The 20,611-nt window shown below is 67.1% G+C and carries 17 protein-coding genes; 6 read left to right on the top strand and 11 right to left on the bottom strand.

Annotated features, from left to right (window positions below; genetic code table 11):
• Nucleotides 1-105 precede the first annotated feature (105 nt).
• Together ACKY0X_RS22085 and ACKY0X_RS22080 are read left to right on the top strand one after the other, a co-directional pair.
• Nucleotides 106-1,338: an acyl-CoA dehydrogenase family protein gene (locus ACKY0X_RS22085; protein ID WP_409427728.1), complete on the top strand. Its 1,233-nt coding sequence runs from the start codon at nucleotides 106-108 to the stop codon at nucleotides 1,336-1,338.
• A complete protein-coding gene (locus ACKY0X_RS22080) occupies nucleotides 1,338-2,462 on the top strand; it encodes an acyl-CoA dehydrogenase family protein (protein ID WP_409427727.1) in 1,125 nt (374 codons plus the stop codon). The genes ACKY0X_RS22085 and ACKY0X_RS22080 overlap by 1 nt, the downstream gene beginning before the upstream one ends.
• A 5-nt stretch (nucleotides 2,463-2,467) precedes the next feature.
• Here the strand turns inward: ACKY0X_RS22080 and ACKY0X_RS22075 are convergent, their stop codons facing one another.
• From ACKY0X_RS22075 to ACKY0X_RS22030, 10 genes are all read right to left on the bottom strand, one after another.
• On the bottom strand, nucleotides 2,468-2,788 hold the full coding sequence (locus ACKY0X_RS22075; protein WP_409427726.1) for a DUF732 domain-containing protein: 321 nt from the start codon (nucleotides 2,786-2,788) through the stop codon (nucleotides 2,468-2,470).
• 57 nt (nucleotides 2,789-2,845) lie between these two features.
• Complete coding sequence (locus ACKY0X_RS22070) at nucleotides 2,846-4,021, bottom strand: sodium-dependent bicarbonate transport family permease (RefSeq protein WP_409427725.1); 1,176 nt, start codon at nucleotides 4,019-4,021, stop codon at nucleotides 2,846-2,848.
• A gap of 48 nt (nucleotides 4,022-4,069) precedes the next feature.
• A complete protein-coding gene (locus ACKY0X_RS22065) occupies nucleotides 4,070-5,389 on the bottom strand; it encodes a PPE family protein (protein ID WP_409427724.1) in 1,320 nt (439 codons plus the stop codon).
• Between the two features lie 68 nt (nucleotides 5,390-5,457).
• Nucleotides 5,458-6,726, bottom strand: coding sequence for a PPE family protein (locus ACKY0X_RS22060; RefSeq protein ID WP_409427723.1), 1,269 nt, complete (start codon nucleotides 6,724-6,726; stop codon nucleotides 5,458-5,460).
• A 475-nt stretch (nucleotides 6,727-7,201) separates the two neighbouring features.
• On the bottom strand, nucleotides 7,202-8,230 hold the full coding sequence (locus tag ACKY0X_RS22055; protein WP_409427722.1) for a fused (3R)-hydroxyacyl-ACP dehydratase subunits HadA/HadB: 1,029 nt from the start codon (nucleotides 8,228-8,230) through the stop codon (nucleotides 7,202-7,204).
• Between the two features lie 108 nt (nucleotides 8,231-8,338).
• Nucleotides 8,339-10,045, bottom strand: a complete 1,707-nt coding sequence (gene cydC, locus ACKY0X_RS22050) for a thiol reductant ABC exporter subunit CydC (protein WP_409427721.1) — start codon at nucleotides 10,043-10,045, stop codon at nucleotides 8,339-8,341.
• On the bottom strand, nucleotides 10,032-11,645 hold the full coding sequence (cydD, locus tag ACKY0X_RS22045) for a thiol reductant ABC exporter subunit CydD (RefSeq protein WP_409427720.1): 1,614 nt from the start codon (nucleotides 11,643-11,645) through the stop codon (nucleotides 10,032-10,034). Before cydD ends, cydC begins: the two co-directional genes overlap by 14 nt.
• 56 nt (nucleotides 11,646-11,701) lie before the next feature.
• Nucleotides 11,702-12,754 (bottom strand): cytochrome d ubiquinol oxidase subunit II, encoded by a 1,053-nt coding sequence (cydB, locus tag ACKY0X_RS22040; RefSeq protein WP_409427719.1) that lies wholly within the window; start codon nucleotides 12,752-12,754, stop codon nucleotides 11,702-11,704.
• 20 nt (nucleotides 12,755-12,774) lie between these two features.
• Entirely contained in the window at nucleotides 12,775-14,244 is a 1,470-nt protein-coding gene (locus ACKY0X_RS22035) for a cytochrome ubiquinol oxidase subunit I (protein ID WP_409427718.1), read from the bottom strand.
• A 234-nt stretch (nucleotides 14,245-14,478) separates the two neighbouring features.
• Nucleotides 14,479-15,081, bottom strand: coding sequence for a TetR/AcrR family transcriptional regulator (locus tag ACKY0X_RS22030; RefSeq protein WP_409427717.1), 603 nt, complete (start codon nucleotides 15,079-15,081; stop codon nucleotides 14,479-14,481).
• Nucleotides 15,082-15,162: 81 nt separating this feature from the next.
• Here ACKY0X_RS22030 and ACKY0X_RS22025 point away from each other — a divergent pair, with 81 nt between their 5' ends.
• From ACKY0X_RS22025 to ACKY0X_RS22015, 3 genes are read left to right on the top strand one after another with little or no spacing between them, the layout of a single operon-like run.
• A complete protein-coding gene (locus tag ACKY0X_RS22025) occupies nucleotides 15,163-16,926 on the top strand; it encodes an N-acyl-D-amino-acid deacylase family protein (RefSeq protein WP_409427716.1) in 1,764 nt (587 codons plus the stop codon).
• 36 nt (nucleotides 16,927-16,962) lie between these two features.
• The gene (locus ACKY0X_RS22020; RefSeq protein WP_409429742.1) at nucleotides 16,963-17,466 is read left to right on the top strand and encodes an SRPBCC family protein; all 504 of its coding nucleotides are present in this window, start codon (nucleotides 16,963-16,965) and stop codon (nucleotides 17,464-17,466) included.
• On the top strand, nucleotides 17,467-18,411 hold the full coding sequence (locus ACKY0X_RS22015; protein WP_409427715.1) for an oxidoreductase: 945 nt from the start codon (nucleotides 17,467-17,469) through the stop codon (nucleotides 18,409-18,411).
• On the opposite strand, the gene ACKY0X_RS22010 is transcribed toward ACKY0X_RS22015, so the two are convergent.
• Nucleotides 18,380-19,000 (bottom strand): TetR/AcrR family transcriptional regulator, encoded by a 621-nt coding sequence (locus tag ACKY0X_RS22010; protein WP_409427714.1) that lies wholly within the window; start codon nucleotides 18,998-19,000, stop codon nucleotides 18,380-18,382. The two genes, ACKY0X_RS22015 and ACKY0X_RS22010, sit on opposite strands and share 32 nt — an antisense overlap.
• A 151-nt stretch (nucleotides 19,001-19,151) precedes the next feature.
• Here ACKY0X_RS22010 and ACKY0X_RS22005 point away from each other — a divergent pair, with 151 nt between their 5' ends.
• Entirely contained in the window at nucleotides 19,152-20,609 is a 1,458-nt protein-coding gene (locus tag ACKY0X_RS22005) for an aldehyde dehydrogenase family protein (RefSeq protein ID WP_409427713.1), read from the top strand.
• Nucleotides 20,610-20,611 lie beyond the last annotated feature (2 nt).

Genomic DNA, 20,611 nt, shown 5'->3' with positions numbered 1-20,611 from the left:
CGGCTGGACCGCGTGATGGCCTGACGCGGGCGGAATCGCCGCTCACAAACTGGACGCTAGACTTCGCGGAAAAGCGTCTATCCGCCGGTACGGCAGGGGAGATTAATGGATTTGCGGTGGTCGGAGGAAGACCGGGCGTTTCAAGCAGAGGTGCGGGATTTTCTCGACCAGAAGCTGACCCCGGAGCTGCGTCGCGCGGGTCGGCTGATGACCAGTGTCTACGCCGATCACGAGGCCAGCATGGCGTGGCAGGCGATTCTGCACGAGCGGGGTTGGGCGGCGCCGGCGTGGCCGGTGGAGCACGGCGGCTGTGACTGGAGCCTGACTCAGCACTACATCTTCAGTCGCGAGTCGACGCTTGCCGGCGCACCGTCGTTGTCGCCGATGGGAATCCGGATGGTCGCGCACGCGATCGTCCGGTACGGAACCGACGCACAGAAGGACTACTTCTTGCCCCGGATCCTCACCGGCGAAGTGTTCTTCTGTCAGGGGTATTCCGAGCCGGAGGCCGGATCGGACTTGGCCGCCTTGTCGATGGCGGCCACGGTCGACGGCGACGACTTGGTCTGCACCGGCAGCAAGATCTGGACCACGCACGCGGGCGAGGCGAACTGGATGTTCGCCCTGGTGCGCACCTCCCGGACCGCCAAGAAGCAGCAAGGCATCACGTTCGTGCTGATCGACATGACCTCGCCCGGTATCGAGATCCGGCCGCTGGTGATGACCTCCGGTGAAGAGATCCAGAATCAGGTGTTCTTCGACGAGGTGCGGGTCCCCAAGACCAACGTCATCGGCGAGATCGACAGCGGCTGGACGGTCGCGAAGTATCTGCTCGAATTCGAGCGCGGTGGCGGCGCGGTGGCGCCGGGCCTGCAGGTGGTGGCCGAGGAGATCGCCACGGCGGCCAAGAGCCAGCCGGGACCGGGCGGTGGCAAGCTCGCCGACGACGACGCCTTCATGCGCAAGCTGGCGGACGCACGGATTCGCGCCGAGGTATTGGAGATCCTGGAATACCAGGTGCTCACCGCCGTCGCCGAGGGACGCAACCCGGGTGCCTCGTCGTCGATGCTCAAGATCTTGGGCACCGAGCTGAGCCAGGAACTGACCGCCCTGGCGTTGGAGGCGGCCGGCCCGCGCGGACGCATCTATCAGCCGCATGTCACCGCGCCTGGGGGGCCGATCGCCGACTACCAGCCGCCCGCCGACGGATATGCGTCTGGCGAACCGTGGCAGGCGGTAGCTCCACTGCGCTACTTCAACGACCGGGCCGGCTCGATCTACGCCGGTAGCAACGAAATTCAGCGGAATATTCTGGCCAAAGCGGCATTGGGGCTCTAATGGACTTCAACGTGAACAATGAGCAGCAGATGCTGCGTGACGGCATCACCAAGTTCCTCGCTGCGCGCTACGACCTCGAGACGAGCCGCGCCGCAGCCAAGACTGGCGCCGGTTGGCAGCCCGAGATCTGGCGTGCTTTCGCCGGCGAACTGGGCATTCTGGGCGCCACGCTTCCCGAAGAATTCGACGGAATAGGCGGCGGCGCAGTCGAACTCATGGTCATCACCGAGGCGCTCGGGCATGCGCTGGTGATCGAACCGTATGTCGACACCGTCGTCGTTGCCGGAGGTCTGCTGCGCCGTTCCGGCAGCCCGGTGGCAGCCGGCGTGCTCAAGGAACTGGTGGCCGGGACCGCGGTTGCCGCATTGGCTGCCGCAGAACCGGGTTCGGCCGAGCGGTGGCAGGATGCGGAGACCCTGGCGCGCCCCGATGGGGACGGCTGGGTGCTGAACGGCTCGAAGATCATGGTCGTCGCGGCACCTCTGGCCACGCACCTGCTGGTCACCGCCCGCATCGAGGGCGAAGACGGAATCTCGTTGTTCCTCACCGCGGCCGACGCTGCGGGAATCACCCTGCATCCGTACCGCACCATCGACGACCGGAGCGCGGCTGACGTCACCTTCACCGATCTGCGGCTCGGTGCCGACGCCCTGCTGGGTGAGCGCGGCGGGGCGTGGCCGTCATTGGCGCAGGCGCGAGACGAGGGCGCCGCGGCGATCTGCTCCGAGGCGGTCGGCTGCATGCGGAAAGTCTTGGCGGACACCGTCGAATACTGCAAGCAGCGTCAGCAGTTCGGGCAGCCCATCGGCAGCTTCCAGGCTCTGCAGCACCGGATGGTCGACATGTTCATGGAGGTTGAACAGTCGGCCGCCGCGGTCTACCTGGCGATCCTCAACCTCGAGGCCGACGAGGCCACCCGCGCCCGCGCGGTGTCGGCGGGCAAAGCCACCATCGGCCGGGCAGCCCGGTTCGTCGGCCAAGAGGCGGTGCAATTGCACGGCGGGATGGGCATGACCGAAGAGTTGGCGATCGGCCACTACTTCAAGCGACTCACCGCGATTCAATACGAGTTCGGAACCACCGACTCCCACATCGCCCGCTACGCCGAACTCACGAAGGCGTAGGCCGACTACTTCCGCAAGTGCTGCGGGCAGTAAGCGTTGGCGGCGACCGCCGCGAACTGCGAAGCGGCGTCCATGCTCAGTCCCGGGTTGTCGGCCGTGAGTTGTTTGACGACCTGCAATCCGGATTCACCGTTGTTGGCCATGCTGCAGACGGCATGGCCGGCCACAATGGCCTGATCGCCACTGTTGAAGGTCAGCCCGACCGCCTTCAGGGAAGCCAGGAAGGCGGCATCGCCTCCGCCATCGCCGGCATCGGGATCCGCGTACGCCGGCGCGGCAAACCCGATGACGGCGGCAATGCTCAATACCGATAACACGCTGCGCATGTCGTTCCTCCTACTCTTCACTCGGCTGACTGGGGGCTTGCATGCTGTACGAGCTCCCTACTGCGACGTGATGAGGTGTGCAATCTCGATGTAGAGCGGGATGCCGATCGTGACGTTGTAGGCGAACGTCAGGCCCAGCGATGCGGCCAACGGCAAGCTGGGACTGGCTTCCGGGATGGCCAGTCGCTGGATCGCCGGCACCGCGATGTATGAGGCCGCGCCGCACAGCACGGCGAACAGCACGTAGGTGCCCAGCTGGAAGTGGACGCCGGTCAGCTGCGAGTAGGTGTGTGCGACAAACAGCCCCAGCGTCGCGAACAGGTTGGGCACCAGTAGACCAAACAGGATGAAGCCACGGCCGGCGGACTTAAGGTCCTTCAGCTTGCGTGCGGCGGTCAGCCCCATCTCGAGCAGGAAGAGGCACAGCACGCCCTGGAACGCGGTCACGAAGACCGGGTCGTCGACGCCGGTGACCTTCGAGCCCTGCAGGCCAGAGATGAAACCGATCGCGATACCACCGAGCAGCAGGCAGATGCCCGGGTTGAGGAAGACCTCCCGCACCAGCTCCCGGCTGAGCAGGCGACCGTTCGAGGATCCTTCGGTCTCCGCGCGACGCTCGGGGCTCATCTGGATGGCCAGGCCGCCGGTGGGGTCACCGGCCTGGGTGGCGCCGACGGCTGCCGGGACCGAACCGGCCGGCACCGTGTAGCCCGGCTCGTGGGGCATGTTTCCGGCAGCGTCCATACCCTTGTGGCGCAGCCGGGCGACCAGGAACAGCGCCACCAAGCAGCCGGGGATCTCCATGATGGCCAGCATCACGGGCATGTAGGCGTCGAATGCCATGCCGATGGTGGCCAGCACGCCCATGCAGGTGGCGAAGGTTCCGGCCGAATCGGAGCCGTAGTAGCCGGCGACCGTTGCGCGGTCGACTTCGCGCATCTTGGTCAGGTACTTCAGCAACACGTAGGCGATCGTGCCGATCACGAAGTTCAGCACGAAGCCGGTGAGCATGAATCCCAGGATTCCGCCGACCTGGGAGAGGTCGATGCCGGCGAGTTCCTCGCCCCCGTGCCAACCGATGGCCAGCAGCAGGTACATGGTCAGGCCCTGATACACCGCGTTCGGAAACTCGAACGGCACCTTGGCCAGTGCGAGCAGAAAGCCGAAGTAGAAGAACAACAGCAGCGGCTTGAACAGGTTGTGTGTGAAGTTCTGCCAGAACTCGAGAAGCATGACTCTCTCTTTCAGGGAAGGGGAAGGTTTTGGCGCCGCAGGTGGGCGTCAGCTCAGCGGGGTTGCGGCTTTCTTGGCGCCCTTGAGGTGCACGGCGTGAACGCCGGGTTTCCGGGACAGCTCGTCAAGCAGTTCGTCGAGTCCGGCCTGGTCGACGTTCCAGTGTTGGACCGCCTCGGGCTGGCTCTGCAGCTTGGCGATCACCGCGTCGAGCTTGACCGGAGTCTTCGCCTTGCCACCCTGAATCCGGATCCGCCCACTGGGCACGGCGCGGGGGCTGGCGCTTCCCAGGGCGCCGCCGGCCATGCTGCCCAGCGCCGCCTGGTTGAGCAGACCACCGGCCATCCCCGAGGCGGGGGCGGCGGCCAGGGCTGCGGTGGGGGCGCCGGTTGCCGCCAGCCGGATCGCTGGGCTGGCAGAGGCCCAGCTCGGCGGGACGGACAGGTTGCCCACCAGGTTCGCCTCGGACATGGTGGCCGACACCGATGAGGTCAGGCCGGCCATGCCGCCCACCCGAAGCCCGGCGCCGAGGCCGCTGAGCGGCAGGCCTTCGAAAACCCGGCCGACCGGAGTTCCGAACTTGAGGGCGTTCTGGATGGGGAAGTTGGTCAGCAACGAAATGTCGTTGAACGGTGTGGTCAGCCCCGCCGGGCCCTTGAACGCCGCGAACAGCGACGCGAAGTTGGCCGGCGCACTGGGATTGCCGGTTAGCTGGGTGAGCAGGTTGTTGACGAAGGTGTTGTACTGCGTCGCCAGGTTGCCCAGGAAATCCATGATCGAGTTGCTGCCCGAGGTGGCTGCCGCCGACCCTGCGTTGGCCGCCGACGTGGCTTCGGCGGTCCCGGTGGTGGTCTGCGGAGGCTCGGTGAACGCGGTGATCTTGGTGGCCGCGGCGGCCGATGCGGCGTAGGTCTGCATGGCAGCGGCGTCCTGCGCCCACATCTCCAGGTACTGGGCTTCGTTGGCGGCGATGGCCGCGAGATTCTGGCCGAGGAAGTTCGTGGCGTACAGCATCTGGTTCTGGGTGCGGTTGGCCGTAACGACTTCCGGCGGAACGACCGCCGCGTGCGCCGCTTCGTAGGCGGTGGCCGCGGCCTGCGCCTGGGCGGCCGCTTGAGTCGCGGTGGCCGCGGTCGTCGACATCCAGGCGACGTAAGGCTCGGCGGCGGCCGTCATCGCCGTCGCCGACGGGCCGGTCCACGATTCACCGGTGAGGGAAGCGAGCACCGCGTTGTATTCGGATGCGGCGGTGCTTAATTCGCTGGCGAGACGCCCCCACGCCGTGGCAGCGGCTATGAGCGATCCGGATCCGGGGCCGGCGTACATGTTGGTCGAGATGATCTCCGGCGGGAGCAAAGAGAAGTACATTTCGACACCCTTATCTGGTCGAGTGCGACTGAGTCAGCTGGGGGAGGCCACGTTTCGTCATCGCTGGGTCACTCATCCAGTGCCGGGATCACGATGATGGTGGCGGCCGCGGGATCGGCTTCACCGGGCGGAATGGGCCCGAAGGCATCGGACCCGCCGCTGTTGCGTAGCGAACGGGTTGCCGCGCCCACGGTTTGGTTTGCGGTGCCGCCGATGCCGCGGCCCAACAGGCTGGACAGTGCCATCTCACCGAACATGGCGTCCTGACCGGCGACCGCCGCCATCGGGGCGGCCTCAAGGGTTGCCGGCAGTGACGAAGCCATGCTGACCAGCTTGGTCGCGGGTGCCGCAACCGCCCATGATGCCGGCACCGAGAGCTTGCCGACCGATGCCGCGCTGCCCAGTGCACCTGTGGCACTGCTCAGGCTTGCCGCCGGTAGTGCTGTTTGTGCGAGGGGTGCCAGCGGTAGCAGCGCTCCGGTAATGGCTTTCGGGCCGGCGAAGAAGGACTGCGCTGCCATCCCGTTCATGATCCAGGAGTACATCTGTCCGAACGCCAACCAATAGCCACCGGGGATTGTCGACCAGCCGAGCGGGGTGGTGGGCCCGGTCAGGGTGGAGAAGATCAAGTTCCAGTTCTCCAGGAATGAACTCGATGTTGTGGCCGCTGCGGTACCTACGGGGTTGGAGGCCAACGACTGCAGCGCCTGGGGCATCGCATTGAGCAGCTGGGAGACCTGCTGCGAGATGTTCGATGCCGCCGAGTTTCCGGTTGCCTCAGCCGATGCCGCCGCCTGATTGGCCGCGCCAGTCGGGTTGGTGGTCTCCGGGGGCTGATTGAACGGGGCGAGCTGCGTTGCCGCCGCGGCCGATCCGGCGTAGCCGTACATCGCCCCGGCGTCCTGCGCCCACATCTCCGCGTAGTGAATTTCGGTGGCCGCGATCGCCGGCGTGTTCTGCCCCAGGAAGTTCGTCGCGATCAGGGTTGCCAGCTGCGTCCGGTTTGCCGCGACCACCGGCGGCGGCACGGTGGCGGCGAAGGCCGCCTCGTAGGCTGCCGCGGCGGCGCGGGCCTGGTTGGCCGAAAGCTCGGCTTGTGCGGCGGTCGTGCTCATCCATGTCACGTAGGGTTCGGCTGCGGCGGCCATCGAAGTGGATGACGGACCGGACCATTCCCCGGTAAGGCTCGAAACCACCGACTCGTAGGACGAAGCCGCAGAACCCAATTCCGCCGCGAGTGCGTCCCAAGCCGAAGCGGCCGCCAGCAGGGGGCCGGAGCCCGCACCCGCGTACATCCGGCCGGAGTTGATCTCCGGTGGCAATGCAGCAAAATCCATCTCGGGTGACTCCTTACGTCACGCGTTTCCAACCGCCGACGCTCGAAACTCGCCGTCGAACCCCAAACCCTAGACGGCCGTTGTCTATTCAAGGTTCCTGCGATGTAAAAAGCGTGCGACTTCTTCAGTTAATAGTGGTACCAGTACATCTTTGAAAACTGTTGTGAGGCAGCTGTCATCAAGCTAGCCGCAACGGTTCCCCGCTTACATCAAGCTTTTTGACGGCCCTAATGCCGTTAATTCCAAACAAGAGAAATCGCAGCCGGTTCGAGTTATCCGGCTGCGTCATCAGCCGGTTTGTCGCGTCCGGTCCACGCCTCTACGTTCGGGCGGAATTTTCTTCACAAGCGTCATCTCAGTCGGACTGATAGTACGCAGTGTTTACTGGAAACTGGCTGTCAGCGAACTGGGTCTTCCCTGTCGCTGTGCTGCAGGCGGCCTGTCAGAGTTGCAGGTATCCGCGCTGGGCCGGAAGTCAGCTGAAGCGGACGTTCATGGTCGCGAGGCCGAAGATCTTCCGGTTCTCGGACTTTGCTGCGACCAGAATGATACCGCTGCGGGTCTGCGGGTCCAGCGACTTGATCCGGCCGCTGAATTCGATGTCGGAGCCTTCCTTGGCGGACACGATCGCCGGTGCGGACAGTCGTACGGCGTAGCGGGTGACCGCGCCCGGGTCGCCGGTCCAGGAGGAGGCGAAGCCCGCGCCCAGACCCATAGTGAGCATGCCGTGCGCAATCACGTCGGGGAGACCGGCCAGCTTGGCGATGTCCTCGTCCCAGTGGATGGGGTTGGCGTCGCCGGCCACGCCGGCATAGTTCACCAGGTCACCCCGGGACAGCCGGGTGTGATGCACCGGCAGTGCGTCGCCGACTTTCACGTCATCGAAGGACGGTGTCGCCGGGGTGCGGGTCAGGCCGCCCTCGGAGATCCGGATCTCGCCGGCGGGCCGCACCGTCTTTTCGTAGCGGGCGGCCGATTCGCCGACATCAAGGATGTTGACGTCGTGCATCATTGCGCGCTGCACCGCTGTCTTGACCTCCGGGCCGATGTCCTCGGCGGTGACACCGACGACGGTGGTGTGCAGGGTGTGCACCACTTCGCCCGCCGTGTCGGTGAAGGTATTGGTGACGGTGATCAGGTCGCGGCCGGCGATCCGGCGCACCGAGGTCAGCTCGACGTCGATGGTCAGTTCGTCGCCGTCGACGATCGGGCGGTGCTGCTCGAAGACCTCTTCGGTCTGCATGTAGGTGTCGTAGCCGACGACGACGGATTCGAACATGCGCCGGTTGCACGCCATGCCCGGGGTCGAGGTGAACGTCAACGGCGCCACCAGACCCGAATAGCCCATTTCCGCGGCAGCGGCGACATCCCAGTGTGCGGGGTGATAGTCCTGCACGGCGCGCGCGTACTCGCGAACCTTCTCCCGGCCCACCAGGTAGGTGCCGTCCATCTGGTAGTAGTGGCCGACCCGCGATTCCAGCGCCGACGTCTCTGCTGTGGTCATGAGTTGACTCAACCGTTCTATCGGCGGGTTTGCGGAAAGCCGACTAATGCACACTAGCGGGGATCGCAAGCGCGGCGAAGCCGGGCGCTGCGGGTCTCCGCCGTCGGGTCAGCGGGGATCGCAAGCGCGGCGAAGCCGGGCGCTGCGGGTCTCCGCCGTCGGGTCAGCGGGGATCGCAAGCGCGGCGAAGCCGGGCGCTGCGTCGTAGTCCGGCAGATGGTGGGTGGCCACCACCACGGTCCGGCCGGCTCCAAACAGCCCGGGCACGGCCAAGACGTCGCGCAGGAGGTCGTCCGCGTCGGCGGCGTGCAGGTGCTCGGTGGGTTCGTCGAGCAGCACGATCCGGGCAGGTGAGAGCAGGGCCCGGGCCAGCAATAGGCGCCGCCGCTGACCTGCCGACACTGCCTCGGCGCCGCCGGCCAGCACGGTTGCCAGACCGTCGGGCAGACCGGCCAGCCAGGGACCGAGTCCCACCCGGCCCAAGGTGGCCGACAGTTCGTCGTCTCGACAATCGCCCCGAGCCACCAGCAGGTTGTCGCGGACTGTGGTCGCGAAGATATGCGCGTCCTCGGCAAAAAAGCTGATCGCCAATCGCAGGTCTGTTTCGGATAGCTCCTGCAGTGCGGTCCCGTCGAGGGAAACGCGACCGGTCAGCGGTGCCAGCAGGCCGGCCAGGGTCATCAGCAGTGTGGTCTTGCCGGCCCCACTGGGACCGGTGATCGCTAATCGGTCTCCGGGAGGCAGATCAAGCCGCACCGGGACGCACTGATCTTCTCGATGTCCGGAACGCAGCTCGGCGTGCAGTGCCGGGGTACGGGTCGAATCCGCCCGTGGGGCCACCGGCGGGTCCGCAGCCACGGGCTCCGCCGGTGCCAGGTCGAGCAGCCGCCGCGCCGCGATCCGTGCCCGGGTCAGCGCGACGGCGGCCCCGGGCAGGGCGGTGGTCGCCTCAAACGCGGACAGCGGCAACAGCATGAGCACGGCCAGGGTGGTGGGCGCCACGGCATCGGCGAGTCCGATCCCGGCCACGACCGCGCCCAGCACACTGACCCCGATCGCGGCGGTGGGCAGAGCAGCGGCAATCGCGGCCGGTTTGGCGGCCCCGTCCAGGGCTGCAGCCCACGCCCGCTGCCGGCGTTGGGACTCACCGATGACGGCGGGCAGCAGCCCGGCGATCCGCAGCTCGGGGGCGTAGTCGAGCGCCTCCATCGCCGCGACGTCGCGCTCGGCGAGGTGGTCGCGGGCCGTATGTTCCTGGGCCGCGGCGGCCCGCGCGGCGAGCCACGGTGCCACCGCACCGGCGACCAGCAGGCAGGCGCCCAGGACCACCGCTGCGACCGGCGAGATCGAGGCGATCACCGCCGTGGCGACCACGCCGAGCACCGCGGCGACCGCGATCGGCAATAGGGCACGTACCAGGACGTCTGCCAGTTCGTCGACGTCGGCGCCCACCCGCGCCACCAGCTCACCACTGGGCAACCGCACCGCGGCCTGCGCCGGCCCGTGGGCCAGCCGCCGGTAGAGCCCCCCGCGGGCGCTGTCGGCGGCCCGCAGCGCGGCGTCGTGGCTTACCAGCCGCTCGCAGTAGTGCAGTACGCCGCGCGAGATCGCAAACGTCCGCACCGCCACCACGGCGATCGACAGGTCCAGCACCGGCGGCATCTGCCAGGCCCGAGTGATCAGCCAGGCCGAGATCGCGGCCAACGCGAGCGCGCTGCCCAGTGACAGCGTTCCGAGCAGGCCCGCCAACAGCAGCCGGGGCAGGCGCGGCCGCAGTAGCCCGAGGGCTTCCCGCAGCGGATCAGGCCGGCGCATGGTCTGCGACCCCTTCGCTGTGCACGGTCACAATCCGATCGCCGATTGCCAGCACTGGAGCGCGGTGGCCCACCACTACCACCGTTGCGCCGGCGCGAGCACGTCGCACCAGTGCAGCCAGGACCCGTTGTTCGGTTGCGGCGTCCAGGTGGGCCGTCGGCTCGTCGAGCAACAGCACCGGGGCCGTCGAACCCAGCGCTCGCGCCAACCCCAGCCGCTGTCGCTGGCCCAGTGACAAACCGACACCGCCGCGCCCCAACACGGTGTGCAGCCCGTCGGGAAGTCCCGCAATCACCTCGTCGAATCCGGCTGCAGCGCACGCCTCTTCGGTGTCATAGAGTTCGCCGAACAACGCCAGGTTCTGCGCCACCGTGCCCGGGATCAGCGCCGGACGCTGTGGCAGCCAAGACAATTGGGCCCACCACGCCGGCAGTTCCAGGTCGGCGATGTCGACACCGGCCACCGTGATGCGCCCGGACCTGGGTTGGGTGAGGCCGGCGACAGCCGTCAGCGCGGTGCTCTTGCCGGCCCCATTGGCTCCGGTCAGCACGGTGACTTGGCCGGATTCGATCAGCGCGGTCAGGCCGGCCGGCGCATCGCCGTCTCGGCCGGCCACGCAGAGCGAATCGAGGCGAATCTGCGCGCCGCGTGCGGATACCGTGCGGCTACCCGGCGCTGGGCGAGGCGGTTCGCCGATCAGCGCAAATGCCCGCTCCGCGGCGGCACGCCCATCCTCGGCGGCGTGAAACTCCACCCCGATCCGGCGCAGGGGCCAATACACGTCGGGGACCAGCAGCAAGACCGTCAGTCCGGCGGTCAGGCTCATCTCGCCGAACACCAGTCGCAGGCCGATGCTGACGGCCACCACCGCCACGCTCAGGGTGGCCAGCAGTTCGAGCACCAGGGCCGACAGGAACGCGATCCGCAGGGTGGCCATCGTCGACCGACGATGCGCGTCGGACAGTTCGGCGATGCGCCGCTCCGGCCCGGCCGCCCGCCCGAGGGCGCGCAGGGTCGGGATGCCGGCGATCAGATCCAGCAGCCGTGCCTGCAATGTCGTCATGGCCGCCAACGCCGCTGCCGAGCGATCCGCGGTGGCCAGGCCGATCAACACCATGAACACCGGGATCAGCGGAAGTGTGATCATGACGAGCACCGCGGCGCGTCGGTCGTAGAGGGCGATCACCAGCACGGTCACCGGGGTCAGAATCGCCGCCAGCAACAGCGCGGGCAGGTAAGCGGTGAAATAGGGTCGCAGGCCGTCCAATCCCCGGGTGACTACGGTTGCGGCGGCGTCTCGTTCGGCAGCCAGCCGGCGGGGGGAGCGTGCGGTGACCGCGGCCAACACCTGCCCACTCAGGTCGGCGATCACCGCGCTGGCTCCGCGCTGGCCAAGGCGAGCCTGCAGCCAATGCGCCAGGGTGCGCACCGCCCACAACAGCGCAAGTGTCACCAGCAGTGGTGACCAGTGCGCGACGCTACGTGTCGACGGTTCGGTGATCACGTGAGACACGATGTCGGCCAACACGATTGCGGACCCGATTGCGCAGGCCGAAATCAACACTCCGCAGCCCACCATAGCCAGCAGGAAGCGGCGCACCGCCGTGGATGCCTGCCAGAGCCGCGGGTCCAGCGGCGCCCGAGACGCCCGGGCGCTCAGGACGGCTGCCTCGCCAACCCGATGGACGGCGGAATCTGATCCGCTGAGATCCGTTGCCGGAAAACCCAGTACGTCCAGCCCTGGTACACCATCGCCAGCGGAGCGAAGATCACCGCGGCCCAGGTCATGATCTTCAACGTGTAGGGGGTCGACGACGCGTTGTAGATCGTCAGGCTCCACTGCGGGTCCAATGTGGAGGGCAGTAGGGCCGGGTACAGGGCGCCGAACAACAAGATGACCACGGCTGCGACAACCACTGCGCTGCAGGCGAACGCCCAGCCGTCGGACACCCGGCGCCACACCAGCGCCACCGCGGCCAACTGCGCGACCACCGCGACGCCCAGAACCAGCCACGTCCACCCGGTGCCGTAAGCGAGTTGAGTCCACAACCCGAAGCCGCCGACCAGCGCGGTCACCGGCAGTGCCAGCTTGGTCGCGAAGCGGTGTGCGTCGTCACGGATCGCCCCGGCCGTTTTCAACGCGGTGAAGACCGCGCCGTAAAACAGGAACAGTCCACCGGTGGCCAGACCCCCCAGCAGGGTGTAGGCGTTGATCACGTCGCTGAAGGCCACGTGGACATGGTGATCGGCGTCCACCGGCAGGCCACGGACCAGGACCGCGAACGCCACACCCCACAGAATCGCCGGCAGCCAGGAACCGGCGGCGATCCCGAGGTCCGCCCAGGCACGCCACTTCGGGTCATCGACCTTGCCGCGCCACTCGATCGCGACGGCCCGCACGATCATGCCGAACAGGATTGCCAGCAGCGGCAGGTACAGCGTCGAGAACACCGTGGCATACCAGCCCGGGAACGCGGCGAACATTGCACCGCCGGCGGTGATCAACCAGACCTCGTTGCCGTCCCAGACCGGACCGATGGTGTTCAGCGCGGCCCGACGGTGGGCTTCCGCGTCACCGGCACCGGTACCGGCGCCGGCCCGGCCGAATGGCGCCATCAGCATCCCCACCCCGAAGTCGAAGCCCTCCAAGACGAAGAATCCGAGAAACAGCACCGCGACCAGTACGAACCACACCTGTTGTAGGTCCATCGCGATGACCCCCTTCTACATCAGTAGGCGAACGACAGTGGCGCCACATCGGTCTCGGCGGGTGGCGCCGGCGGCGCGGGTTCGGCGTCGTGTTCCAGTGGTCCCTCGGCCACGTAGCGTCTGATCAACCAGAACCAGATCACCGCGAGCACCGCATAAACCAGGGTGAACATCACCAGCGAGGTGACCACCACGCCCACGCTGTTCCCCGACACACCTTGGGCGACGGTAAGTCGGACATTCGGGTCCCCGGTCGGGTTGGGGACGACAACCCAAGGCTGGCGCCCCATTTCGGTGAAGACCCAGCCGGCACTGTTGGCCAGGAACGGGGTGGGGATGGTCAGCAGCGCCAACCAGGAGAACCAGCGTTGCTGGGGGATCTGTCCGCGACGCGTCAGCCACAAAGCGACCATCGCGAACAGCACCGGCAACAGCAGGAGCCCGATCATCGCGCGGAACGACCAGTACGTGACGAACAGGTTCGGCCGGTAGTCGCCCGGGCCGAACTTCTGCTCGTAGTGCTGCTGGATGTCCCGGACCCCGTCGAGCCGAACGCCGTTGAATCGGCCCTCGGCCAGGAACGGCAGGACATAGGGCACTTCGATCACCCGGGTCAGGTGGTCGCAGTTGTTCTGTCGTCCGACGGTCAGAACCGAGAAACTGGGGTCGGTGGCGGTGTCGCACAACGATTCTGCTGACGCCATCTTCATCGGTTGCTGGACGAACATCAGCTTGCCCTGGATGTCGCCGGTGAAGAACAGCCCAACCGCGGCGACCAACGCGACCCAACACCCGAGGATGGTCGCCGGCCGGTACATGGTTGCCGCGTCACTGTCGGCGCTCTGCGGGGCGCCGCCGGCACGGGACCGGACCATCCACCAGGCGCTTACCGCGGCGACGAACGTCCCGGCAGTCAAGAATGCGCCGGCGACCGCGTGCGACAACGCGGCCTGGGCGGTGTTGTTGGTGAACAGCGCCATGATGCTGTCCAATTCGGCGCGCTTGGTTTCCGGATTGAAGTGAGCGCCGACCGGGTGTTGCATGAACGAGTTGGCGGCGATGATGAAGAACGCCGACACGTTGGTGGCGATCGCGACCACCCAGATACACAGCAGGTGCACGACGCGCGGCAGTCGGCTCCAGCCGAAGATCCACAGCCCGATGAAGGTGGACTCGAAGAAGAAAGCGGCCAGTCCTTCCATCGCCAGCGGTGCGCCGAACACGTCGCCGACGAATCGCGAGTACTCGCTCCAGTTCATTCCGAACTGGAATTCCTGCACGATCCCGGTCGCAACTCCCAGGGCGAAGTTGATCAAGAACAGTTTGCCGAAGAATTTCGTCAGCCGATACCAGGCCACGTTGTCGGTGAACACCCACACCGTCTGCATGACCGCGACCAACGGGGCCAAACCGATGGTCAACGGCACAAATATGAAGTGATAGACGGTGGTGATCCCGAACTGCCACCGCGATACGTCGACAACATCCATGGCTGATCTCCCGGTAGCCGCTGGGCCGTACTACGACCGAGCGTAGTAGTAGTGGCGGGCTGGTAACAGGCCGTTGTTGTACGGATAACGATGCCACGTCAAAGGTGGCCTGAGTCGCTAAATCGGAACCGGCACGCTGTGCTCGAAGATCCGCTGTATCGGCCTGCTGCTCGACACCCTGATCGTGCGGTCGCTCAGCGTGCCGTCACCGGTGCGGACCGCGGCAACGGACCGCTAGGCCGGTGGCGAAGGCTGCGGTCCCAGACCAGTGATGATGTGGTCGCTAACGAAGCGGCGCACCGCACGGGGGTTGTCCAGGTTTACCCGCATCGGCGGAAGCAGTTCGAAGCTGAACAGCATCCGCACGATCCATTCCCCGGCCCGGCCCGCATCGAGAGTGTCGTCGACTTCACCGCGGCGTTGCGCGGCACGCACCAGCGGCATCCACAGCGCCACCGAACGCTGCATCAGGTCGTCGCCGCCATGCTCGAGCAGCAGGACCAGCACGCTCTGATTGATCGTGCGTGGCTCGGCCGCCGATCTGCGCCGATGCGCCGAGATCAGCACCGCCGCGGCCGCGACCTGTTCGGCCAGGGTGTCTAGCTCATTGACCTCGGCGGCCATGGCCGCGATGAATGCCGCGGACAGATGGTCGAGTGCGGCGGCGATGGCGTCATCGCGGGTGCCGAAGGCGTTGTGCACCGTGCCGCGTGACACGCCCGCCGTTTCGGCGACCGCGGTCAGGCTGAAGCGCCGGGGGCCCAGGTGGCGCAGGGTCTCGGTGGCGGCCAGGAGCAGCGGCGCGGGGAGCGGTTTCGACGACTTCTCACCGGGCACTTGCACACATTATCGAGATGTGTACAAATTGATCAACACCGTTCTTGGGTGCGCCCGACACCACTATTGAAGGAGACGGCTGTGTACGACCTCACGATCACCGGTGGCACCGTCGTGGACGGGACGGGAGAACAGCGCTACCTCGCCGACGTCGGCATTCGGGACGGACGCATCGTGGCGGTGCAGCGCCGCACCGGAACCGCTGATCCGGGACTGACGGGGCCGGCGACCGAAACGATCGATGCCACGGGCAAAGTCGTCGCACCCGGGTTCGTCGACATCCACACCCACTACGACGGGCAGGTCAGCTGGGACAACCTCCTGGAGCCGTCCAGCGGTCACGGCGTGACGACGGTCGTCAGCGGCAACTGCGGGGTCGGGTTCGCGCCCGTCCGGCCCGGCAGCGAGGAATGGCTGATCAAGCTGATGGAGGGCGTCGAGGACATTCCGGGCACCGCGCTCACCGAAGGCATCACCTGGGGATGGGAGAGCTATCCCGAGTACCTCGACGTACTTGACGGCAAGAACTTCGCCGTCGACGTCGGCAGTCAGGTCGCCCACGGGGCGATCCGCGCCTACGCCATGGGCGAGCGCGGTGCCCGCAACGAGCCGGCGACGCCCGACGACATCGCGGCGATGAGCCGCTTGGTGCAGGAGGCCATCGAGGCTGGGGCGTTGGGATTCTCGACGTCACGGACGTTGACCCACCGGGCGATGGACGGCGAGCCGGTGCCGGGAACCTTCGCCGCCGAAGACGAACTGTTCGGGCTGGGCCGGGCGATGGCGGCCGGCGGGCAGGCGGTCTTCGAGCTGGCGCCGCAGGGCACGGCCGGGGAGGACATCGTCGCGCCGAAGAAGGAACTCGAGTGGATGCAGCGCCTGGCCGCCGAGGTCGACCGGCCGGTGTCGTTCGCACTGATCCAGGTCGACGCCGACCCGAACCTGTGGCGTGAGCAGCTCGACATCTCCGCGGCCGCACACCAGGCCGGTAGTGCGCTGTACCCACAGGTAGCCGCCCGCCCGTTCGGCATGCTGCTCGGTTTCGCCGGCCATCACGCCTTCACGCACCGGCCGACCTACCGGCGGCTGAAAGCCGAGTGCAGCCGCGCCGAACTCGCGCAACGCCTTGCCGAACCGGCGGTCAAGGCCGCGATCCTGTCCGAACAGGACCTGCCCGTGGACACCTCGCTGCAGTTCGACGGGATGTTCGCGCTGGTGCAGCACTCACTGCATCGCATCTACGACCTGGGCGACCCACCGGACTACGAGCCGACCCCGGACCGTTCGGTCGCGGCGATCGCCGCGGCGCGCGGCGACGACCCGTTATCGACGCTGTATGACCTGATGTTGCAGGCCGACGCCGGCGCCATGCTGATGCTGCCGTTCTTCAACTACGCCGACGGCAATCACGACGCGATCCGCGAGATGCTCACCCATCCCGCCGGGGTGCTGGGGCTCTCCGACGGCGGCGCGCACTGCGGAATGATCTGCGACGCTTCTTATCCCACTTATCTGCTCACACACTGGGCGCGCGACCGCCATCGCGGAGACAAGCTGCCCCTGGAGTACGTGGTGCGCAAACAGTGCCGCGACACCGCCCAGCTGTTCGGCCTCACCGATCGCGGCGTCATCGAGGTCGGCAAGAAGGCCGACATCAACGTGATCGACATGGACGCGCTGACCCTGCTCCCGGCTCGGATGGCTTATGACCTGCCGGCCGGTGGGCGCCGCCTGCTGCAGGGGGCGAGCGGGTATGTTGCGACGATCGTCAGCGGTACCGTCACCCGGCGCAACGGCGCCGACACCGGTGCACGGCCCGGGCGTCTGGTACGCGGAGCGCGCTAGTCGGCCATCACCGAAAGGAACCAGCAGTTGTCTCGGATGCATCCGTGTGAGCAGGTCGGCCTCGACTTCCTCGAGCGTGCGCCGCAGCGGTTCAGCAACAGCGTTGACCTGGCCGTGACGCCCGATGAGATCTGGGAGGTGCTGGCCGACGCGGAAGCTTGGCCGTACTGGGCCAGTGTCATCACCAACGTGACCTGGACCAGCCCCGAACCGCACGGAGTCGGCACCACCCGTGTCGTCGACATGCGGGGTGGCATCATCGGCGACGAGGAGTTTCTGGCCTGGGAACCCGGACGGCACATGGCCTTTCGCTTCAATGCGAGTTCGACCTCGGCGCTGGCGGTTTTCGTCGAGGACTACCTCATCGAACCCACCCCGCAGGGGTGTCGGCTCACCTGGACCCTGGCCAATCGGTTGACCGGCCCGGCGGCGTGGTTTTCGCCGATCAGCGGCCCGCTGATGAACCTGGCGTTTCGCCGCTTCCTGTCCAATCTTCGCCGCTACACCGACCAGCGTTTCGCGACGGCGAGCCGCGGGTAGATGAGCGCGTCCGGATGGTCGCTGGAGCAGGGCGCTTCGCAGGCCGGCCGGGTAGCCGTCGTCACCGGCGCGAACACCGGGGTTGGCCTCGAAGTCGCGCGGGGACTGGCGATCCTCGGTGCCACGGTCGTGTTGGCTTGCCGCAACACCGAAGCGGCGGCCGCGGCCCGGCAAGACATTCTCCGATCGGCTCCGGGCGCCCGCGTCGACGTCGTCCATCTGGACGTCAGTGACCTGGCGTCGGTACGGGCTTGCGCGGACGAGCTGCGGGCCGGCCAGCCGGTCATCGACATCCTGGTCAACAACGCCGGCGTCATGCACCAGACCCGGCAGCTGACGGTCGACGGCTTCGAGGGTGACTTCGGCACGAACTTCCTTGGGCCGTTTGCGCTCACGGGGCTGCTGCTAGATCGCGTGCTCGCCTCCGAAGCGGGACGGATCATCGCGGTGAGCAGCAAGACCCACCGCAGTGGCCGGATCGCATTCGACGATCTGCAGTCGACCACGTCGTTCACTCCGGCCAGGGCCTACACCCAGTCCAAGCTCGCCCAACTGATGGCCACCTATGAACTGCAGCGGCGGCTGGAATCGGCTGCCAGCCCGGCGATCGCGTTGGCGGCACACCCCGGTGGGACTCGTACCTCGATCCTGCGCGAGCAGCCCAGGGCGGTGCGCTGGGTGTTCAACAGCCGGTCTCGTTATGTGACGGGGTGGTTCACCCAAGGTCCTTCCGAGGGCGCTCTGCCGATGTTGCGGGCGGCGACCGACCCAGCCGCCACGGGTGGCGAGTTCTACGGCCCGGGTGGACGTTTCGAGCAGATCGGCCCGCCGGTGTTGGTGCGCGCCGCCGGCCGAGCCGGAGACACCGAGGCGCAGCAGCGGTTGTGGGCGATCGCCGAAGCGCTGACCGGTGTCACCTATTCGCTGACGCGCGATCCGGCGTAGCGCTGCGCGCCGCGCTTACCGCCGGGGCGATCCACCGGCGCAGCAGGCGCCGAAGTTCGTCGCCCGATGCGGGCAGCGGAGCCAGGATGAACGACTGCAACGTGCGCAGCACCATCTCGATGACGTCATCGATGCTCTGATCGTCGAAGCCGGTCCAGTCGACATCGAGACGGTCGAGCAGGGAGTGCCCGAAGTTTCGGCCGGTGTCGGTCGTGACGGTCACGGCGAAGGCACTGGCTTGTTGGGAGCGCAGCAACAGGCCTACATAGGGATCGTGGGGGAGGCGTTCCAGGGTGAGTGCGACGCCCTCGGCGACCGCCTCGCCGGGATCGGTCATTCCGGCCAGGGCGTCGGCCAGCTGATCCAGAAAGGCGCCGGCACCGTCGGCGGCGGTCGCCGCCAGCAGCTGCTCGGTGCTGGGGAAATAGCGATAGACCGTCTGCCGGGTGACGCCGAGCGTGCGTGCGACGTCGGCAATGCTGGTCTGCTCGCCGCGCTCGTCGATGGTCTGGCGGGTGGCCTGCAGGATCCGTGCCACCGCCTCCTCGTCGCTGGCGGGCACATTCCCGCCCCAACCGCGGGTGCGCATCAGAACCTCCGTGCCAGGGTTCGACGCCGATTCATAGCCGGAACCGTAACCCCGGACGTCGCAGGTCGCCCCATGCCCGCTGTTGACCACGCCGTGTCCGCAATGCTAAGCAGGTGCACAGCATCTGCCGTCGCGATCAAAGGACCCGTCAATGACATTGCAATCGGTAATCGACGATCTTGCGAAGCGGCCCGGTACCGGTGAAGTCATCCCGGTCATTGACCCGGCCACCGAAGAGCAGATCACCGAGTTCCGCGACGCCGGTCCCCAAGCCGTCAACGAAGCCGTCGCCCGCGCCAAGGCGACCTATCAATCCGGTGCGTGGACTGACCTCCCGGCCCGCCAGCGCGCCAAGGTGTTGTGGCGGCTTGCCGACCTGATCGATGAGCACGCCGCGGAGTTCGCCGAGCTGGAGTCCCTGGACGCCGGCATGCCGCCGGCGCAGGCCGAGATGATCGTGTCCACCTGTGCGGAGTTCTACCGGTATTACGCAGGCTGGTGCACCAAGCTCAACGGCAGCAGCTACCAGGTGCAGATGGAGGGCGGCGTCAACAGCACCTACGCCAACATGCACGCCTACACCGTGAAGGAACCCTACGGCGTGGTGGGCCTGATCTATCCGTGGAACGGCCCGCTGTTCAACGCTTGTGCCAAGGTCGCCCCGGCGCTGGCGGCCGGCTGCAGCAGCGTCGTCAAGCCGGCGGAGGAGACGCCGCTGTCGGCGGTGCTGCTGGAACGGCTGATCGCGCAGGCCGGGGTTCCCGATGGTGTCACCAACTTCGTCATCGGCTACGGCGCCACCGCCGGCGCGGCGATCACCGCGCACCCCGATGTGGAGAAGGTCGCTTTCACCGGCTCGACCGATGTCGGCAAGGAGATCATGCGCAACTCCGCGGACAGCCTGAAGAAGGTGACGCTGGAGCTGGGCGGTAAGTCCCCGGTGCTGATCTACGAGGATGCCGATCTGGACATGGCGATCATGATGGCCGCGATGGGCATCTTCGTGCACTCCGGTCAGGGGTGTGTCTGCGGCTCACGGATCTTCGTGCAGCGCAGCGTCTATGAGCGAGTGGTCGCGGGTATCGCGATGATCGGCGAGAACCTGGTGCTCGGCGGTCCCAAGGACGAGGGCGCCATGATCAGCCCGTTGGTCAGCGCCAAACAGCTCGAGCGCGTGATGGGCTACATCGATCAGGGGAAAAAGGACGGTGTCGAGGTGGTGTCCGGCGGCTACCGGGTGGACCGTAGGGGCTACTTCGTGAAGCCGACCGTGCTGACCAACGTCGACCCGGCCACCAGCCGGCTGTACCGGGAAGAGATCTTCGGGCCGGTCGTCACCATCTTGCCGTTCGACGACGACGACGAGGCCGTGGCGATGGCCAACGACACCAGCTACGGCCTGGCGGCCACGGCGTGGACCACCAACCTGGCCCGCGCCCACAACCTGGGTAAGCGCCTGCAGGCCGGCACGGTGACGTTGAACTGTCAGCTGGTCTTCGACCACAACGTGCCGTTCGGCGGTTACAAGCAGTCCGGGATGGGCCACGAGTTCGGCTACGAGGGCATCGACGGCTACCTCAAGACCAAGTCGATCTGGGCGGCGCTGTAGAG

The sequence above is a fragment of the Mycobacterium sp. SMC-11 genome, assembly GCF_046250095.1.
Taxonomy (GTDB): Bacteria; Actinomycetota; Actinomycetes; order Mycobacteriales; family Mycobacteriaceae; genus Mycobacterium; species Mycobacterium heraklionense_A.
This window is presented reverse-complemented; position numbering and strand designations above follow the sequence as displayed.

Coding starts and splice junctions, on each gene's coding strand:
- ACKY0X_RS22080 (WP_409427727.1), top strand. CDS start 1,338: ATGGACTTCAACGTGAACAATGAGCAGCAGATGCTGCGTGACGGCATC.
- ACKY0X_RS22085 (WP_409427728.1), top strand. CDS start 106: ATGGATTTGCGGTGGTCGGAGGAAGACCGGGCGTTTCAAGCAGAGGTG.
- ACKY0X_RS22035 (WP_409427718.1), bottom strand. CDS start 14,244: ATGGATGTTGTCGACGTATCGCGGTGGCAGTTCGGGATCACCACCGTC.
- ACKY0X_RS22010 (WP_409427714.1), bottom strand. CDS start 19,000: ATGCGCACCCGCGGTTGGGGCGGGAATGTGCCCGCCAGCGACGAGGAG.
- ACKY0X_RS22065 (WP_409427724.1), bottom strand. CDS start 5,389: ATGTACTTCTCTTTGCTCCCGCCGGAGATCATCTCGACCAACATGTAC.
- ACKY0X_RS22055 (WP_409427722.1), bottom strand. CDS start 8,230: ATGACCACAGCAGAGACGTCGGCGCTGGAATCGCGGGTCGGCCACTAC.
- ACKY0X_RS22070 (WP_409427725.1), bottom strand. CDS start 4,021: ATGCTTCTCGAGTTCTGGCAGAACTTCACACACAACCTGTTCAAGCCG.
- ACKY0X_RS22015 (WP_409427715.1), top strand. CDS start 17,467: ATGAGCGCGTCCGGATGGTCGCTGGAGCAGGGCGCTTCGCAGGCCGGC.
- ACKY0X_RS22060 (WP_409427723.1), bottom strand. CDS start 6,726: ATGGATTTTGCTGCATTGCCACCGGAGATCAACTCCGGCCGGATGTAC.
- cydC (WP_409427721.1), bottom strand. CDS start 10,045: ATGCGCCGGCCTGATCCGCTGCGGGAAGCCCTCGGGCTACTGCGGCCG.
- ACKY0X_RS22005 (WP_409427713.1), top strand. CDS start 19,152: ATGACATTGCAATCGGTAATCGACGATCTTGCGAAGCGGCCCGGTACC.
- ACKY0X_RS22020 (WP_409429742.1), top strand. CDS start 16,963: ATGCATCCGTGTGAGCAGGTCGGCCTCGACTTCCTCGAGCGTGCGCCG.
- ACKY0X_RS22075 (WP_409427726.1), bottom strand. CDS start 2,788: ATGCGCAGCGTGTTATCGGTATTGAGCATTGCCGCCGTCATCGGGTTT.
- cydB (WP_409427719.1), bottom strand. CDS start 12,754: ATGGACCTACAACAGGTGTGGTTCGTACTGGTCGCGGTGCTGTTTCTC.